This window comes from Lederbergia panacisoli, assembly GCF_024626525.1.
Taxonomy (GTDB): domain Bacteria; phylum Bacillota; class Bacilli; order Bacillales; family Bacillaceae_C; genus Lederbergia; species Lederbergia panacisoli.
This window is the reverse complement of record NZ_JANJGU010000007.1, coordinates 153,795-170,982: the sequence shown is the minus strand read 5'-3', so window position 1 is coordinate 170,982 and position 17,188 is coordinate 153,795. Positions and strand designations below refer to the sequence as shown.

General features: G+C 37.2%; 16 protein-coding genes. 15 read left to right on the top strand and 1 reads right to left on the bottom strand.

Annotated features, from left to right (window positions below; translation table 11 throughout):
- Positions 1 to 324 precede the first annotated feature (324 nt).
- From NQ185_RS11935 to NQ185_RS11915, 5 genes are all read left to right on the top strand, one after another.
- Positions 325 to 669, top strand: a complete 345-nt coding sequence (locus NQ185_RS11935; RefSeq protein ID WP_257582049.1) for an ArsR/SmtB family transcription factor — start codon at positions 325 to 327, stop codon at positions 667 to 669.
- Positions 670 to 685: 16 nt separating this feature from the next.
- Complete coding sequence (locus NQ185_RS11930; protein ID WP_307000851.1) at positions 686 to 1,981, top strand: arsenic transporter; 1,296 nt, start codon at positions 686 to 688, stop codon at positions 1,979 to 1,981.
- Positions 1,982 to 2,008: 27 nt separating this feature from the next.
- Entirely contained in the window at positions 2,009 to 2,428 is a 420-nt protein-coding gene (gene arsC / locus NQ185_RS11925; RefSeq protein WP_257582048.1) for an arsenate reductase (thioredoxin), read from the top strand.
- Between the two features lie 398 nt (positions 2,429 to 2,826).
- Complete coding sequence (locus tag NQ185_RS11920; RefSeq protein ID WP_257582047.1) at positions 2,827 to 3,087, top strand: ArsR/SmtB family transcription factor; 261 nt, start codon at positions 2,827 to 2,829, stop codon at positions 3,085 to 3,087.
- 85 nt (positions 3,088 to 3,172) lie between these two features.
- Complete coding sequence (locus tag NQ185_RS11915) at positions 3,173 to 3,586, top strand: hypothetical protein (protein WP_257582046.1); 414 nt, start codon at positions 3,173 to 3,175, stop codon at positions 3,584 to 3,586.
- A gap of 252 nt (positions 3,587 to 3,838) precedes the next feature.
- On the opposite strand, the gene NQ185_RS11910 is transcribed toward NQ185_RS11915, so the two are convergent.
- Positions 3,839 to 4,570, bottom strand: coding sequence for a MurR/RpiR family transcriptional regulator (locus NQ185_RS11910; protein WP_257582045.1), 732 nt, complete (start codon positions 4,568 to 4,570; stop codon positions 3,839 to 3,841).
- Positions 4,571 to 4,740: 170 nt separating this feature from the next.
- On the opposite strand from NQ185_RS11910, the gene NQ185_RS11905 reads away from it, so the two are divergent.
- The 10 genes from NQ185_RS11905 to NQ185_RS11860 all read left to right on the top strand — a co-directional run bounded on the left by NQ185_RS11905 (position 4,741) and on the right by NQ185_RS11860 (position 17,151).
- Positions 4,741 to 6,069, top strand: a complete 1,329-nt coding sequence (locus NQ185_RS11905) for a 6-phospho-beta-glucosidase (RefSeq protein WP_257582043.1) — start codon at positions 4,741 to 4,743, stop codon at positions 6,067 to 6,069.
- A 267-nt stretch (positions 6,070 to 6,336) separates the two neighbouring features.
- A complete protein-coding gene (licT, locus tag NQ185_RS11900; RefSeq protein ID WP_257582042.1) occupies positions 6,337 to 7,185 on the top strand; it encodes a BglG family transcription antiterminator LicT in 849 nt (282 codons plus the stop codon).
- 467 nt (positions 7,186 to 7,652) lie between these two features.
- The gene (locus NQ185_RS11895; protein ID WP_257582040.1) at positions 7,653 to 9,569 is read left to right on the top strand and encodes a beta-glucoside-specific PTS transporter subunit IIABC; all 1,917 of its coding nucleotides are present in this window, start codon (positions 7,653 to 7,655) and stop codon (positions 9,567 to 9,569) included.
- An 85-nt stretch (positions 9,570 to 9,654) separates the two neighbouring features.
- On the top strand, positions 9,655 to 11,091 hold the full coding sequence (locus tag NQ185_RS11890; protein WP_307000846.1) for a glycoside hydrolase family 1 protein: 1,437 nt from the start codon (positions 9,655 to 9,657) through the stop codon (positions 11,089 to 11,091).
- 168 nt (positions 11,092 to 11,259) lie between these two features.
- Positions 11,260 to 12,699, top strand: coding sequence for a 6-phospho-beta-glucosidase (locus tag NQ185_RS11885; RefSeq protein ID WP_257582037.1), 1,440 nt, complete (start codon positions 11,260 to 11,262; stop codon positions 12,697 to 12,699).
- A gap of 86 nt (positions 12,700 to 12,785) precedes the next feature.
- Complete coding sequence (locus NQ185_RS11880) at positions 12,786 to 13,598, top strand: Cof-type HAD-IIB family hydrolase (RefSeq protein ID WP_257582036.1); 813 nt, start codon at positions 12,786 to 12,788, stop codon at positions 13,596 to 13,598.
- 295 nt (positions 13,599 to 13,893) lie between these two features.
- Entirely contained in the window at positions 13,894 to 14,160 is a 267-nt protein-coding gene (locus tag NQ185_RS11875; RefSeq protein WP_307000844.1) for a phosphocarrier protein HPr, read from the top strand.
- Positions 14,160 to 15,872, top strand: a complete 1,713-nt coding sequence (gene ptsP / locus NQ185_RS11870) for a phosphoenolpyruvate--protein phosphotransferase (protein WP_257582035.1) — start codon at positions 14,160 to 14,162, stop codon at positions 15,870 to 15,872. The genes NQ185_RS11875 and ptsP overlap by 1 nt, the downstream gene beginning before the upstream one ends.
- A 388-nt stretch (positions 15,873 to 16,260) precedes the next feature.
- Positions 16,261 to 16,659 carry a GNAT family N-acetyltransferase gene (locus tag NQ185_RS11865; RefSeq protein WP_257582033.1) on the top strand — a complete coding sequence of 133 codons (399 nt, stop codon included), beginning with the start codon at positions 16,261 to 16,263 and terminating at the stop codon, positions 16,657 to 16,659.
- A gap of 102 nt (positions 16,660 to 16,761) precedes the next feature.
- Positions 16,762 to 17,151 (top strand): NUDIX hydrolase, encoded by a 390-nt coding sequence (locus NQ185_RS11860; RefSeq protein ID WP_257582032.1) that lies wholly within the window; start codon positions 16,762 to 16,764, stop codon positions 17,149 to 17,151.
- Positions 17,152 to 17,188: the final 37 nt, after the last annotated feature.

Here is a 17,188-nt window from a genome sequence, read left to right as displayed (position 1 = left end):
TTCAACAAAGTACATAGAAAATTGAATGAAATGGATTAGTTGGAACGCCGTATGCGGTGAAAGTCGCACGTACGGTGTGAACAGGGGGAAAAGGGAGCGATAACTTCAAACCCTTACCTATCTGTATGAAGAGTGATTAACGCTTTTTTGAGGTTTTAAAATTAATTTCACTTATCAGCTTTTTTGTTCACTAATCATCATAATTAAGTAGAACTTTGAAATGAACATCCTAAATGTAAAGATTTTGTAAATGAGAATAAAAGCATTTACTTATATAAGCAAATCGTTATATATTAATGTTTGGAAAGCGGAGGTGAGCATAGGATGAAACAATTCACAGTGGAGATTGATAAGGCGGCAAACATTTTAAAATTATTAGGCGATAAGACGCGATTAACTATGGTATCAATTTTAGATAACCATGATTGCTGTGTGTGTGAGTTTGTGGCGATTTTTAAAATGAGCCAGCCCGCTATAAGCCAGCATATTCGAAAATTAAAAGATGCGGGAGTGGTAGGAGAAACCAGAAAAGGACAATGGATTATTTATTCACTAAATAAGGACAGTGAGTATTATCCGATGGTTCAAGACCTACTGGATCACCTTCCAAGTCAAGATTATAAATTAAAAGAATTGGAAGAACAGGGTTTACGAATTTCGTGTGACTAGATGGAGGATTTAATTAATGACATCAATTATTTTAGCATCAGTGATCTTTTTATTCACACTTATACTTGTTATATGGCAACCCAAAGGACTATCTATAGGTTGGTCCGCATGTAGTGGAGCTATATTGGCTCTTATAGTAGGAGTTGTAGATTTTAAAGATGTCATTGATGTAACATCAATCGTTTGGAATGCCACTTTGGCTTTCATAGCTATCATTATTATTTCTCTCATCCTAGATGAGATTGGCTTTTTTGAGTGGGCAGCCTTGCATATGGCAAGAGCGGCAAAGGGTAACGGGGTAAAGATGTTCATTTACGTTTCCATTCTGGGAGCGATAGTCGCTGCATTTTTCGCGAATGATGGGGCAGCACTGATTCTAACGCCGATTGTCCTTGCCATGGTGAGAAACCTTAATTTTAATGAAAAAATGGTTTTTCCTTTTATCATTGCGAGTGGATTTATTGCGGATACAACATCACTCCCATTGGTTGTAAGTAACTTAGTTAATATCGTTTCTGCTGACTTTTTTGGAATAGGTTTTGTAGAGTTTGCATCAAGAATGATTATTCCGAATTTCTTTTCTTTAGCTGCTAGCATTATTGTCTTGTACTTATTTTTTAGAAAAAGCATTCCAAAGAATTACGATTTATCGAATTTGAAGGCACCAGCTGAGGCAATTCGGGACAAAAAAATGTTTACATTGTCATGGATTGTTTTAGGGATTTTATTAATAGGCTATTTCGCAAGTGAATTTATTGGAGTTCCTGTTTCTTTCATAGCTGGTATTGTAGCTATATTCTTCTTGTTTATGGCACAAAGAAGCTCAGCTGTTAATACGGGTACTGTTATCAAAGGCGCACCTTGGGCAATCGTTTTCTTCTCTATCGGAATGTATGTAGTGGTTTACGGTTTAAGAAACGTAGGTCTTACAAATGTTTTAGTTGATTTAATCCAGATGACGGCAGACCAGGGACTGTTTACGGCAACGGTGGGGATGGGATTCATCTCGGCAATCCTATCTTCTGTAATGAACAATATGCCGACTGTCATGATTGATGCGCTAGCTATTGCAGATACGAATACAAGTGGTATTCTTCGAGAAGCACTCATTTATGCGAATGTTATAGGTTCTGATTTAGGCCCAAAGATTACTCCGATAGGATCCCTTGCAACCTTGCTATGGCTGCATGTATTGTCCCTTAAGGGAGTTAAAATCTCCTGGGGAACCTATTTTAAGACAGGAATTATATTAACCATACCGACCTTGTTCATTACACTGGTAGGTCTATATGTTTGGTTACTTATCATTTGATAAATTACTTAATAGGAGAATCTCAACATGTCTAAAAAAACAATTTATTTTCTATGTACAGGAAACTCTTGCCGTAGCCAGATGGCAGAAGGATGGGCAAAAAGGCATTTAGGTGATAAGTGGGAAGTGAAAAGTGCTGGACTTGAAGCACACGGATTAAATCCGAATGCAGTGAAAGCAATGAAAGAAGCAGGTATCGATATTTCAAATCAAACATCTGATGTGATAAATCCCGAAATAATAAATACTGCAGAATTGATCGTAACCCTTTGTGGTCATGCAGCAGACAATTGCCCGGTAACACCTCCACATATCAAACGTGTTCACTGGGGATTCGATGATCCTGCAAAAGCAGAAGGAACAGAAGAGGAAAAATGGGCGTTCTTCCAACGTGTACGTGACGAAATTGGAAAAAGAATAGAACGTTTCGCAAAAACTGGAGAATAATAACTATTTTACTAAGCTGGGAGAAATTCTCTTGGCTTTTACTTTACTAATGCATAAGCACGTTCCTATATCAGTACCAACTAAGTTGCGGATTAAATTGACTATACGATTCAGGTCTCTTTTTTAAAAGCCCTCTAGATTACATATCCAGTGTTTATTTTAATTAATGGATCGAGTGAATACTAAAGTTGCTTTATTTCTTCATGTAATCACCAAACATAGTCCCCTTTTTTAAGTTGCTAAACATTAAAAGTTAATGTTGCTTCCTCTCCAAAATGCATTCGTCTCGATTTGCTTTCTCAATATTGCACCTAACATAACAACAGTATATTGTTGTATTCAGTTTTATGGTTCATTAACTTAAACTATTAAACCAATTATTGGATGTATTTTACTGAATGAATAAACAGGACCAACTAAATATAATCAAAGAGGATTTTATTAAGTGTCAAAAAGTACTATTGGCAATTGGTGATGAAACACGTCAATCAATCTTGTTAGTTCTAATGGGGACGGATTGTCAAACAGGATTACGTGTGGGTGAAATCACTGAACAAACACATCTTTCTCGACCTGCTGTGTCCCATCATCTTAAAGTTTTACGAGATGCCGGTGTTATTTTAATGCGTAAAGAAGGGACAAAAAAGGGTTCACGCTGACGCAAGACAATTTGAGTTAAGCCGCAAGTATCAATTCATATTTACAACAGGAAATTCATTTCAGCACTTTCTAGATAGAACATCTGTGGACAAAATGCTCGGTGCAGTTCACAGACATCTAGATGATGAAGGAGTATTTGCGTTCGAAACTAGGAATCCGACTATTTCAGTTTTGGCGGCGGAAAAAGATATAGAAAAGGATGCCGGTTCATGGACAGATAATGAAGGCTATCATTGTAGCAGTGTATACCGACGATCGTATGATCATAAAAGTCAGTTAGAGCACTATATTTTTACGAACCGTCGATGGAAGGATGTGTCGAACGTAGTGGAAACAATAGAGCCATTTGCGCTTCGTTACTTTTTTCCTCAAGAGCTTGAAAGTTTGCTGTATTATAATGGATTTGTACTTAAGGAGATGTATGGTAATTTTGACAAGAGCCCATTTCAAGCAGATAGCCGACTTATGGTTTGCGTTTGCCGAAAGCGGCATAAATAGCAAGAAGGTTTCTGAACCTTGGGATTCTTTTAATTCTTAACCATTCGAAATTGCATTTAGAATTATTCTTATTCCATTTTTCTTTTCTACTATATCCCCTAGTTGTTGTTGTCTGAAATGGAAAACGGGGGAAGAATAAAGGACTGTCAATCAATCTGATTTCGGTGTGTTTTCAATCATTCCCCAATCGGTTTTTCAATCCAAAAATCAAAACAAATTCGGGATGGATCCAATACGGTTTCAGCTGTTTTCTTATTCTTCCATTTTGTTCACTTCATACACCTTTCGCGCCGTTTCCTCCAATATAAAAATAACAGGGATTTGTGTGGTGATATTCATATCCCCTATGAATTCCTCTGTTACATAATAGGAAATATTTATATCAGCTAGTTTGGCAATGGTAGACTGTTCGTTGTTTGTAATACTTAAAATCTTGCTGCCTTTTTCTTTTAACTTTTGTATGTGCGAAATAGTAAAAGAATTTTCGCCCGAAACAGACAGAGCAATGGTAATACTATTATTCAAGTCGGCATGGATGGGCATAAACCAATCCTTTATATACATAGAGAACTTTCCTAAGCTTGAAAGGTATCTAGCACCATATTCGGCAAACGTTCCTGAACTGCCAAATCCGATAAAAATAACAGTTTCCTTTTTGGAAATTATTTCTGCTGCGTCCTCTATCTTAGAAATGAATTTCTTATTTTGAGACCGCTCAAAAAACTCCGCTAATACATATTGGCTGCTTTTAATAGTGGGGTATTGTTTTTCTTCAATTAATAACTTTAGCTTTACTTTAAACTCCGAAAAACCATTGCAATTTAGTTTTCTACAAAAACGCATGATTGTTGAAGTGGAAACATGCGTTTCGTCTGCAAGGTCTCGTATGCGCATATAAACGACTTTTTCTTTATTTTGCATAATGTATTTGTAAAGCAGCATCTCAAGTTCATTGAATGTTGTGATGATCTCGTTTGTAAACAAAGTCAATTCCCCCTTCCACTTCATTGTACATCATCCGAGAAACACAGTGTTACTTTTATGAAACAAATACCTTTCCGTGAAAAATAGATCTAACGCTCCTGAAACTATATCTTATTGACCTTTTTTCTCCTACTATAGGTTTGTAAATAAGTTTTTTAGGAGGATGTGCAATGAATAAAGGACTTAAGATCGCTACAATTGGCGGAGGTTCGAGTTATACTCCAGAATTAATTGAAGGATTTATTAAAAGATACAGTGAACTCCCTATTAGGGAATTATGGTTGGTTGATATAGAAGCGGGCAAGGAAAAGTTAGAGATTGTTGGGAATCTCGCAAAAAGAATGATTGAAAAAGCAGGGCTCCCTATCGAGGTTTATATAACACTTGATAGAAAAACTGCTTTAAAAGATGCTGATTTTGTTACGACACAATTTCGTGTGGGCCTACTTGATGCTCGCGCAAAAGATGAAAGAATTCCCTTGAGTCATGGAGTGCTAGGACAAGAGACAAATGGTCCAGGTGGACTATTTAAGGGATTGCGTACGATTCCAGTCATATTAGACATTGTTAAGGACATGAAAGAATTATGTCCAGATGCTTGGTTGATAAACTTTACAAATCCTGCAGGCATGGTGACAGAAGCGGTTCTTAGGTATACTGACCATAAGAAAGTCGTTGGTTTATGCAACGTTCCAATCGGTATTGAGATGGGGGTTGCCAAACTTCTAGATGTTGACCATTCGCGCATTCGGGTAGATTTTGTCGGTTTAAATCATATGGTATATGGATTGGATGTTTATCTGGATGGAGTTAGTGTAAAGGATCAAGTAATTGAACTGTTAACCAAGCCAGAAAACAGCAGCTTTGTAAAAAATGTAAAAGGACAAGGCTGGGAGCCGGAATTTATCCGTGCATTAAATGCCCTTACTTGCCCATACCATCTTTACTATTATAAACAGGATGAAATGCTGCAAACGGAGTTGGGAAACTTTAAAAACGGTACAACAAGAGCGGAAGTAGTTAAGAAACTAGAAGAGGATTTGTTCGAGCTGTATAAAGATCCAAATTTAGCAATTAAACCACCACAGTTAGAGGAAAGAGGCGGAGCGTACTACAGTGATGCAGCTGTACGTTTAATCTCATCTATCTATAACGATAAGCGAGACATTCAGCCGGTTAATACTATTAATAATGGGGCCATTGCTAGTATCCCAGATGACTCTGCAGTTGAGGTCAGTTGTGTGATTACGAAAGAAGGTCCAAGACCAATCGTTAATGGAGATTTACCAGTTGCGGTTAGAGGATTGGTGCAACAAATAAAATCTTTTGAACGAGTAGCAGCCGAAGCAGCTGTAACAGGAAACTATGATACAGCATTACTTGCGATGATAATAAATCCACTAGTTCCTTCCGATAAAATAGGTAAAGTGATTCTGGATGAAATGCTTGATGCACATAAAGAATATTTACCACAATTTTTCCAAAAGGCAGAAGTATAATATTTAAGAAAACAGAGAAGTTTATATATGAAAATAATTAAAACAGACAGGGAAACTCTATACTGTCTGTTTTTTGTGTTTTTAATTTCTGTAGACATATGGTAAAGTAAAGGAGAAGCGTTTACAAGTACATAAAAGGATTGTTAGTGCATCGCAGGCAAAACCTAAATTTGCTATAGAATATCAATGATGTTATTCTATTATTCAAATTTGGGTTTTTTTTATTAGAATTTTACTTCAAATTCTTAATTAAGATAGAGGTGCAAAATGAGAATTGAGAAGGTTATAAATAATAATGTAGTCATGATTACAAATGAATCCAACCAAGAAATGGTCGTTATGGGAAAGGGGTTGGCTTTTCAAAAAAGGGTAGGGGATGTTATCGATGATTCTAAAATTGAAAAGACATTTGTATTAAAAAAACAAGGTGTTTCTGATAAACTTGCTCTATTACTTAAAGATACATCGGAACTTTACTTGAATATATCTTCAAAAGTTATAGATTTTGCACAATCTCAACTTCCGTACATATTGGATGAATATTTATACGTTGCCTTAACCGATCATATAAGCTTTGCGATTAGTAGACATAAGCAAGGGATTGAATTAAAAAATCCACTGCTATGGGAAATACGCAAATACTATAAACCGGAATTCCAAATTGCCTTAAAGGCCCTGGAAATTATTGAGCAAGAAACAGGTATTGCGTTAGGAGAGGATGAGGCAGCATCAATTGCACTGCATTTAGTTAATAGTCAGTTATCTGGTGAAAACATGGCAGTGGCTGTACAAACTACCGAGATGGTTAATACCATTCTGAACATAGTAAAATATCACTTTAAAATGGATTTAGATGAGAATTCCGTTAATTATGAACGGTTTTTAACCCATCTTCGCTTCTTTTCTATCCGTTTTGCCCGTAAAGAAAAATTGGAGGACACAATGGATTTATTCTTTTTTGAACAGATCCAGTTAAAGTATCCTAATGCTTATGCTTGCACTCAAAAGATTGCCACTTACTTAATTAATCAATTTAATTGGAGTCTAACTAAGGATGAAGAAGTCTATCTAACTGTGCATATTCATCGTGTAACAAATCGCCATAAATTGAATTAAAATATTATGCTGAGATAATGTTGACATTTTCTGAAAGCGCATGCTAAACTACCATTATAAACTTAATAATAATCTTAATTAGGATTGTTACTGATTATGCAGGCAAAACCTAAATTGTTACGTCATATTTATGACGCGCAATTTAGGTTTTTTGTTTTTTAGGAGGGGGATTAAGAATATTATTATCAATTTAATAGAAACGCTAAGGAATGTTACCTTTTTTGGGCATAACCTGAATTGATCTTGAACATGCTATCAGTGTGTTTAAGAGCGGTTCAGGTTTTTTATTTGATAACGTGAAACTTCAATCAGTGGGGGGTTTCACTGATTGTTAGTTGAACGAATCGGGCTTTTACTGGCAGTTGATCCCCACTTACACTTCTTGGTCTATATCGAATTCTTGAGGTGGGGTCTTACTGCCAGTTAATGCGGGATAAAAAACTAATTGAAGGAAGAAGGGCCAATCTATGAAATATGAACAATTAGCCAAAGACATTATTGAAAATGTCGGAGGTAAGGAAAACGTTAACAGTGTTGTCCATTGTATCACTCGTCTGCGCTTCAAGTTAAAAGATGAAGGAAAGGCGAATACAGATGTATTAAAAGATATGGATGGCGTTGTCACGGTTATGAAAAGTGGCGGACAGTATCAGGTTGTCATTGGCAACCACGTTCCGGATGTCTATAAAGCAGTCGTAGCAGAAGGTGGTTTCCAGGGTTCAAGCCCAGTTGATGCTGAAGATGAAGGTAAAAAAGGGAATATATTAAATAGCTTTATAGATTTGGTTTCCGGAATCTTTACTCCAATTCTTGGGGTATTAGCAGCTTCCGGTATGATTAAAGGTTTTAATGCATTATTTATAGCTAGTGGTTGGCTTGATGCTTCAGGTGGAACATATCAAATTTTAAATGCAATTGGGGATGCACTGTTTTATTTCTTACCAATCTTATTAGGTTACACAGCAATGAAAAAGTTTGGCGGTACACCATTCCTAGGTATGGTTATTGCAATGGCTCTCGTTTATCCAGCACTTGAAGGAATTCCGAAAGCTGGAGAACCTTTGTATACATTATTTAAAGGTACCATGTTTGAATCACCGGTTTATATTGAGTTTTTTGGTATTCCAGTGATATTAATGACTTATGCTATGTCGGTTATTCCTATTATCGTATCTGCGTTCTTTGCAGCTAAGTTAGAAAAGTTCTTTGCTAAAGTAATTCCTGACGTAGTGAAAATGTTCTTAGTTCCAATGTTTACTTTACTAATAATCATTCCATTAACTTTTATTGTAATTGGTCCAATTGCAACTTGGGCTAGTCAGTTATTAGGACAAGCAACTATTTGGGTTTATGATTTAAGTCCAATTATTGCAGGGGCATTCATTGGTGGATTTTGGTTAATATTTGTTATGTTTGGGCTTCACTGGGGGCTTGTTCCAATTGGAATCAACAACTTTGTAAGTCAAGGTTGGGATCCAATATTAGCATTAATTTTTGTTCATTCATTTGCACTTGCTGGTGCTATCCTAGCAGTCTGGATTAAAACAAGGAACTCTAAAATGAAAACACTTAGTGCACCCGCATTTATATCTGCAATATTTGGTGTAACAGAGCCGGGTATGTATGGTATTGCTCTACCACTCAAAAAGCCGTTTATCTTTACACTCATTTCTTCAGCTATCGGCGGAGCGATGTTAGGAGTATTTGGTACGGTAGGATATGTCATGGGAGGTTTAGGTGTCTTCCAGCTCCCTAGCTTTATTCCTGAATCAGGTATAGATATGTCCGTTATCGGTGCAGTAATCGCAGCTGTAGTTGGAATGGTTTTAGCATTCGTATTAACTTACTTTTTTGGTGGAATTAATAAAAATCAAGAAGCAACACCAGTAACGGAAGAGAAAGTTGCAGAAAAAACTGTTGGAAATACAAAAGCTGAAACAATTGTTAGCCCATTAAGCGGCGAAGTGAAAAACTTAGCTGACATTGACGACGCAGCATTTGCTTCTGGAGCATTAGGACAAGGTGTTGCGATTGAACCAACAGAAGGTAAACTATTTGCCCCTGTATCCGGTACAGTTACTGCTTTGTTCCCTACAAATCATGCAATTGGTATTACATCCGATGATGGAGCAGAAATATTAATTCACATTGGTATGGACACTGTTCAACTAGACGGTAAACACTTTACTTCACACACAACACAAGGTAATCGAGTAGAAAAAGGCCAATTATTAATTGAATTTAATATAGAAGGAATTAAAGAAGCAGGATTTCCATTAACAACTCCTGTAGTAGTAACAAACTATGCTAACTATGAGGTTACACCAGCTTGTGATGCAGTCGTTAAGTCACAAGACGTATTATTACAAGTAAAACCTAAATAATAAAGAAATAATTTTAAAAAATGAGGCCGGCATCTGCTTAAGATTTTAAGTAGGTGCCTTGGCTAATGAAGACTTAGGAGGAATAATGATGGCAACACAATTTCCAGAAGGATTCTTATGGGGTGGCGCAACTGCTGCCAACCAATTTGAAGGTGCATACAAAGAAGGCGGAAAAGGTCTAAATCTTGCAGACGTACTACCAGGAGGAAAAGTAAGATTACAAGTAATCTCACAGCCTGGTTTTAACTATGAAATCGATCATTCAAAATATACTTATCCGAATCATGAAGGCATTGACTTCTACCATCGTTATAAAGAAGACATCGCCTTATTTGCAGAAATGGGCTTCAAAGTATTCCGTTTGAGTATTTCATGGAGTCGTATTTTTCCGAATGGTGATGAGCTGGAGCCGAATGAGGAAGGCTTGGCATTTTATGACCGTGTCTTTGATGAACTACATAAACATGGGATTGAGCCTTTGGTTACTCTTGCTCATTATGAAACACCATTACACCTAATTAAAGAATATGGTGGCTGGAGAAATCGTAAATTAGTAGAATTGTTTGAGCGTTATGTAAGAACTGTCTTTACCCGTTATAAAGATAAAGTGAAATACTGGTTAACGTTTAACGAAATCAATGGTGCAACTCATATGCCATTAATAGGACTAGGTTTTTCCCCTGAAAGTGAAGAAACACGTCTACAAGATAGTTTCCAAGGTCTACATCACCAATTCGTTGCAAGTGCACAAGCTGTTAAAATTGGTCATGAGATTATTCCTGAATCCAAAATTGGTTGTATGTTAATTTATGCACCGGTATATTCATTCGATTCTAATCCCGACAACGTGATGTATGCTAGACAGGAAGCAGATATCTTTAACTATTTCTGTGGAGATATACAGGTGCGTGGGGAATATCCATATTTTGCGAAGCGTTATTTTAAAGAAAATAATATTGAACTAGATATTCAAGAAGGAGATCTAGAAACAATAAAAGAAGGAACGGTAGACTTCATTTCCTTTAGTTACTACATGTCCCGTACAGATAAAAAGGAAAAAACACCAGCAGAGGTTGGCGAAGGTAATCTGATTGGCGGAGTGAAGAATCCATTTTTACAAGCAAGTGACTGGGGTTGGGAAATTGATCCAGTTGGTTTACGAATTGCTTTAAATGAACTTTATGGTCGTTACCAAAAACCATTAATGATTGTTGAAAACGGTCTTGGTGCTCATGACAAAGTAGAAGAAGATGGCTCCATTAATGATGACTATCGTATCGACTACATGCGTGACCATATAAAACAAATGGGTGAAGCAATTGAAGATGGCGTTGACCTAATTGGTTACACTAGCTGGGGCTGTATTGATCTAGTCAGTATGTCTACTGGTCAGTATTCCAAACGTTACGGATTTATCTATGTAGATAAACATGATGACGGCAGCGGTACATTAGAACGTAAACGTAAAAAATCATTTTACTGGTATAAAGATCTTATTTCTTCGAATGGTGAAAATTTGTAGCATTGATCGGTGAGGGTCTTTCCTCACTGATTTTTAATAATAATCACAATTGTTCAACCTTCCAAAAAGGAAATAGCCGATTTAATAGAAAGAACCTTGAAAATGAGCACAAAAAAGAAGTCATAGGGAAAGCCAATCGTAACAAACAAATTTGAGGAGGAATGGAAAATGGGGGAAAACGTGAGAAACTTTCCAGAAGGTTTCCTATGGGGCGGGGCCACTGCTGCGAACCAAGTTGAAGGCGCCTATTTAGAAGGTGGGAAGGCGTTGACTACTGTTGATCTCATGCCGACTGGAAAAAATAGATGGGGCATTTTAACAGGAAGTGTTGAGTCCTTTACACCGCTGGCAGAAGAATTTTATCCTTCACATGAAGCAATTGATTTTTACCATCGATATAAAGAGGATATTGCTCTTTTTGCAGAAATGGGCTTTAAATCATTCCGTCTATCGATTTCTTGGGCACGGATTTTTCCAAATGGCGATGAAGAACAGCCGAATGAGGCGGGCTTAAAGTTTTATGATGATGTGTTTGATGAGTTGTTAAAACACGGCATTCAACCGGTCGTAACAATTGCCCATTTTGATGTTCCAGTTCATCTCGTTGAAAAATATGGGAGCTGGAGAAATCGTAAGCTTGTCGGGTTTTTTGAAAAATACGCCACTACCCTTTTCAATCGTTATAAGGATAAAGTGAAATATTGGATGACGTTTAACGAAATCAATATGCTTTTGCACTTGCCTTTTGTCGGTGCTGGGCTTGTGTTTAAAGAAGGTGATGACAAGCTGCAAATTCAATATCAAGCAGCACATCATCAGCTTGTCGCAAGTGCTTTAGCTGTGAAGGCGTGTCATGAAATCATACCAGATGCAATGATTGGCTGTATGCTTGCCGCGGGTATGACGTATCCATATACATGTAACCCAGATGATGTCTTTAAAGCCATGGATAAAGACCGTGAGTCTTTCTTCTTTATCGATGTCCAGTCACGCGGTGAATATCCAGGATATGCAAAGCGTTTCTTTAAAGACAATAATCTATCCATCGAGATGGAAGCGGGCGATGAAGAGCTTTTAAAAAATGGTACCGTAGACTATATCGGCTTTAGTTATTATGGCAGCCGAGCAACAAGTACGGATCCGGAAATCTTAAGACAAATCACGAGTGGAAATGTGTTCGCATCAGTTGAAAACCCATATTTGGAAAAGTCTGAGTGGGGATGGCCAATTGATGCGAAAGGCTTCCGAATTACCGCAAATCAGTTATACGATCGTTATCAAAAACCATTGTTTGTCGTCGAAAATGGACTCGGCGCTGTGGACAAAGTCACCGCTGAAGGGGAAATCAACGATGACTACCGTATTGACTACTTAAGAAAACATATTGCTGCTATGGCAGAAGCTATCAAAGATGGAGTAGAAATTCTAGGGTTTACAAGCTGGGGACCAATTGACCTTGTTAGCGCCTCAACTGGTGAAATGAAAAAACGCTACGGCTATATTTACGTGGATCGGGATAATGAAGGCAACGGCTCATTAAAGAGAATCAAAAAGAACAGCTTTCATTGGTATAAAAAGGTGATTGCGACGAATGGGGAGGAGCTTTAGAGCCCCAGTTTAGTGAAAGATAAATGACCAGATCGCATGATTATTTGGTCATTTATTTTTTGTATAAGAACGGAGAAGAGATAAAAATGAAATTCATTTTTTTAGATATTGATGGTACTTTAGTTGATTATGCGGGAAAACTGCCAGAATCGGCTTCTACTGCGGTAAAAGAAGCTAGAAAAAATGGTCACAAAGTATATATCACAACAGGTAGAAGCAAGGCAGAAATTTATCCGTATTTATGGGATATTGGCTTGGATGGAATGATTGGCGGAAATGGCATGTATATTGAACACGATGGAATGGTCATCCAAGACAAAAGAATGGATATGGAAATGGTCAGACAGGTCGTAGAGTGGCTGAATAAAAGAGAACACGGTTTTTATTTAGAAAGCAAAAATGGTTTGTTTGCAAACAAATATTTTCTACAAAAGGCTGCATCTATTTACGGAGAGAACACAATCGAAAATCAAGAAAAAGTCCGTAGCATGCTTCCGGACATGATTTATGATGGGGATCTATATCGTGATGATGTGGCGAAAATAAGCTATGTTTTAGAATCTGATGCTCTTGAAGCTGCGGAGAGGGATTTTGGCGGTAAATTAAAAGCTGGAAGTTGGACTGCGACTGGCAAAAGACGAGAGTTTGGTGAATTTGCCTTATTAGGGGTCGATAAAGTAAATGCGGTCCACACTCTCTTGGAGTATTTGAATGGAGACATGAAAGATACATTTGCTTTTGGGGATGCAGAAAGTGATGCCAAAATGGTGGAAAGTTGTGGAATTGGAGTAGCCATGGGGAATGCTGAAAGTGTTTTAAAAGAAGTAGCAGATTATATTACAGAAGATGTAGAACAGAACGGCTTATTTAACGCATTTAAACATTTTGGCTTGATATGAACAAAGTTCGTGCAATGTTATTCTTCAACTACAATCTTTCTGCTTTTTCTTGTCGTGTTTCTTAATATATACACTTTGCAAATATATTAGCATTCGTCTATAATTAGAGTTAATTATATAATTATTTTTTAAGGATTGTGACTGGTAACGCAGGCAAAACCTAAATAAGTATTCCTTTTTGGAAAAGGAATATACTTGTTTAGGTTTTTTTGTTTTAAGGGGATATTATAAGAAGTCCTTAAAATAATTAGTCTAAGCAAAATATTAAATGGATAATAAAGGAGCTAAATAAATTATGGTGGAACAAAAATTTACTGTCATTGACCAATCCGGCATACATGCACGTCCTGCAACAATTATAGTACAAGCCGCAGGTAAATTTGCTTCTGAAATTAAATTAGAATATAACGGTAAATCAGTGAATCTAAAATCAATAATGGGTGTCATGTCATTAGGGATTGGGCAAGGAGCAGAAATAAAAATTAGTGCGGATGGAAAAGATGAGCAAGAAGCATTAAGCACGTTGCAGGAAACTTTAAATCAAGAAGGGCTGGCAAAATAATGAATGTATTAAAAGGAATAGCCGCCTCGAGTGGTATAGCGATTGCAAGGGCCTATCGTTTAGTCGAGCCAGATCTATCATTTGAAAAGAAAACAATAGTAGATACAGCATTGGAAGTGGAACGGCTCCAAGCTGCCTTAAATACTTCTAAAACCGAACTTGAGGCTATTCGTGAAAAAGCAAATATAGAGCTTGGTGCCGATAAAGCAGCGATATTTGAAGCTCATTTACTTGTCTTAAGTGATCCAGAACTGATAACCCCAATCGAGAATAAAATTAACACAGAACGAGTGAATGCAGAACAAGCATTAAAAGAAATTGCTGATATGTTTATCGCAATGTTTGAACAAATGGACAATGAATATATGAAAGAACGTGCTGCTGACATTCGTGATGTGACAAAACGTGTTCTATCTCATTTACTTGGTGTTCAAATTGTGAATGCCAGTATGATTTCTGAAGAAGCAATCGTTGTGGCTGAGGATTTAACACCTTCCGACACGGCTCAATTAAATCGTAAATTTGTTAAAGGCTTCACAACAAATATCGGCGGGCGAACTTCTCATTCTGCTATCATGGCACGTTCAATGGAAATTCCCGCTGTAGTTGGAACAAAGTCAGCAACGGTAGAAATTCAAAATGGAGATGTAATCATCGTCGATGGTTTAAAAGGTGAAATACATATCAATCCCACATCAGAAGTACTTGACCATTACGAAAAGGAACAAATTCGCTTTGAAGAACAAAAAGCGGAATGGGCAAAGCTTGTAAATGAAAAGACGATTTCAGCTGATGGTCATCATGTTGAATTAGCGGCCAATATTGGAACACCTGATGATTTAGAAGGAGTGGCCAATAATGGTGGGGAAGGCATTGGTCTATACAGGACCGAGTTTTTATATATGGGTCGAAATGAACTACCCTCCGAAGAAGAACAGTTTGAATCCTATAAGGCTGTCCTAGAAGGAATGAATGGAAAGCCTGTTGTGGTTAGAACACTAGATATTGGCGGAGATAAGGAATTGCCTTATTTAGAGTTACCGAAAGAAATGAATCCTTTTCTTGGTTTTCGTGCCATCCGTCTTTGTTTAGAGGAACAAGATTTGTTCCGTACCCAATTGCGAGCCTTGTTAAGAGCGAGCTCATATGGCAATTTAAAGATAATGTTTCCAATGATTGCAACCTTAGATGAATTCCGAGCAGCGAAAACCATTTTAGAAGAAGAAAAGCAAAAATTAGTAAGTGAAGGAATTACTGTTTCTGACCATATTGAACTCGGAATCATGGTCGAAATTCCGTCCACTGCAGTATTGGCTGACCAATTTGCAAAAGAAGTTGATTTCTTTAGTATTGGAACAAATGATTTGATTCAGTACACAATGGCTGCTGACCGTATGAATGAACGTGTCTCCTATTTGTATCAGCCATACTCACCAGCTATTTTACGATTGGTGAAAATGGTTATTGATGCAGCCCATCATGAAGGTAAATGGGTTGGAATGTGCGGGGAAATGGCAGGCGACGAAACAGCGATTCCGTTATTGCTTGGACTTGGTCTAGATGAATTTTCCATGAGTGCGACATCCATTTTAAAAGCACGCTCGCAAATTGCTCAGCTTTCCAAAAAAGATATGGAAGATTTAGCAGAAAAAGCCTTGAAAATGAGCACAACAAAGGAAGTCATTGAGGCAGTTAAAGAAAGCATTGTATAAAAGAACAATTTAGGTGTCTTAAAATAGCTATCTTTCTAGGTGGGTTTCCTTAGAAAGAAAAAGTTTCCCGATCCGAAGGTTTTTCCGGTTCTATTCCGGCATTACTTCGGATTTTTTTGTGCCCAATTTAAGGGAGTCAAATCCTGATTCGATCCTATTTTTAATCCGTCTTTCTCTAAACATCGTCCGGTAAGGGGGCGGTATGCCTCTAGTTTTTTTTAGTTGGTTTCTCGATCCACAAATGCTAATTTAAATATGTACAAATGTTAAAGCCTTACATACTAAATTCTGGTGATTAGTATGTATATAAACTTCGATGTTAAAACAGAATTTGAGATTAATAGTCTTTCAGGCTTACCAAAATAAAAAAAGTAAAGGGGAGAAAATAATGGATTGCAAAGTTATGATAAACCTTCCAATATCTAATAATGAGGTACCCGATTTAAGAGAGATTGTTGGATGGGGAAGACGTGATAAAGATTATCCTGATTTGTTTGAACGTTGTAACTTCTGGGCTGGAGTGAGAAATGAAAACGATAAACTTATAGCATTTGGGTATGTTTGTGGAATGGGCTTGGAACACGGGTATATGGAAGACATTATCGTACATCCTGAGTATCAAAAAAAGGGAATTGGAGTTAAATTGGTAAAAGAATTGTTACGGGAAGCAGAACGCTATGGATTAGGAATTGTAACTGTATCCTATGAGGAAAGTAATACTAACTTTTACAAAACTTGTGGTTTTGTACCTGGCTCGGGGGGAGTTTGGCAATGTTCTGGGATTTAAGAGTTAAAGATATACCTGTTGGACTAATTTATAAAGGAGAAGCGACCTTTTTGTCGAAATTATTATAGTAAAGGCTGTCGTTAAAAGGGTGGGAGGATTACTATGAGGGATAGAGGTTCGACTGTTATTATTGAAAATAAAAAAGTTGCCCTAATTAAAAGAATAAAGAATGGCGTAACTTATTATGTTTTTCCAGGTGGAGGTATAGAAAAAGGGGAAGCACCTGAAGAGGCAGCAAAAAGGGAAGCGTATGAAGAGTTAGGCATCGATATTGATGTAAGTGAATGTATTGCTGAAATTGACTTTAACGGTAAGCAATTTTTCTTTTTAGGGGAAATCGTTGGGGGAACTTTCGGTACTGGTCGAGGCGAAGAATTTTCGGATAAAAACAAAGGGATTTATATCCCTATGTGGGTGGAGATAGATGACCTTCCATCCATTGATGTTAAACCAAGGGAAGTTGCCCAAAAAATAGAATCCTTATTTAAGTAGCAAGGGCGTCAATCAGATGGATTAACGCTCTTTTTGT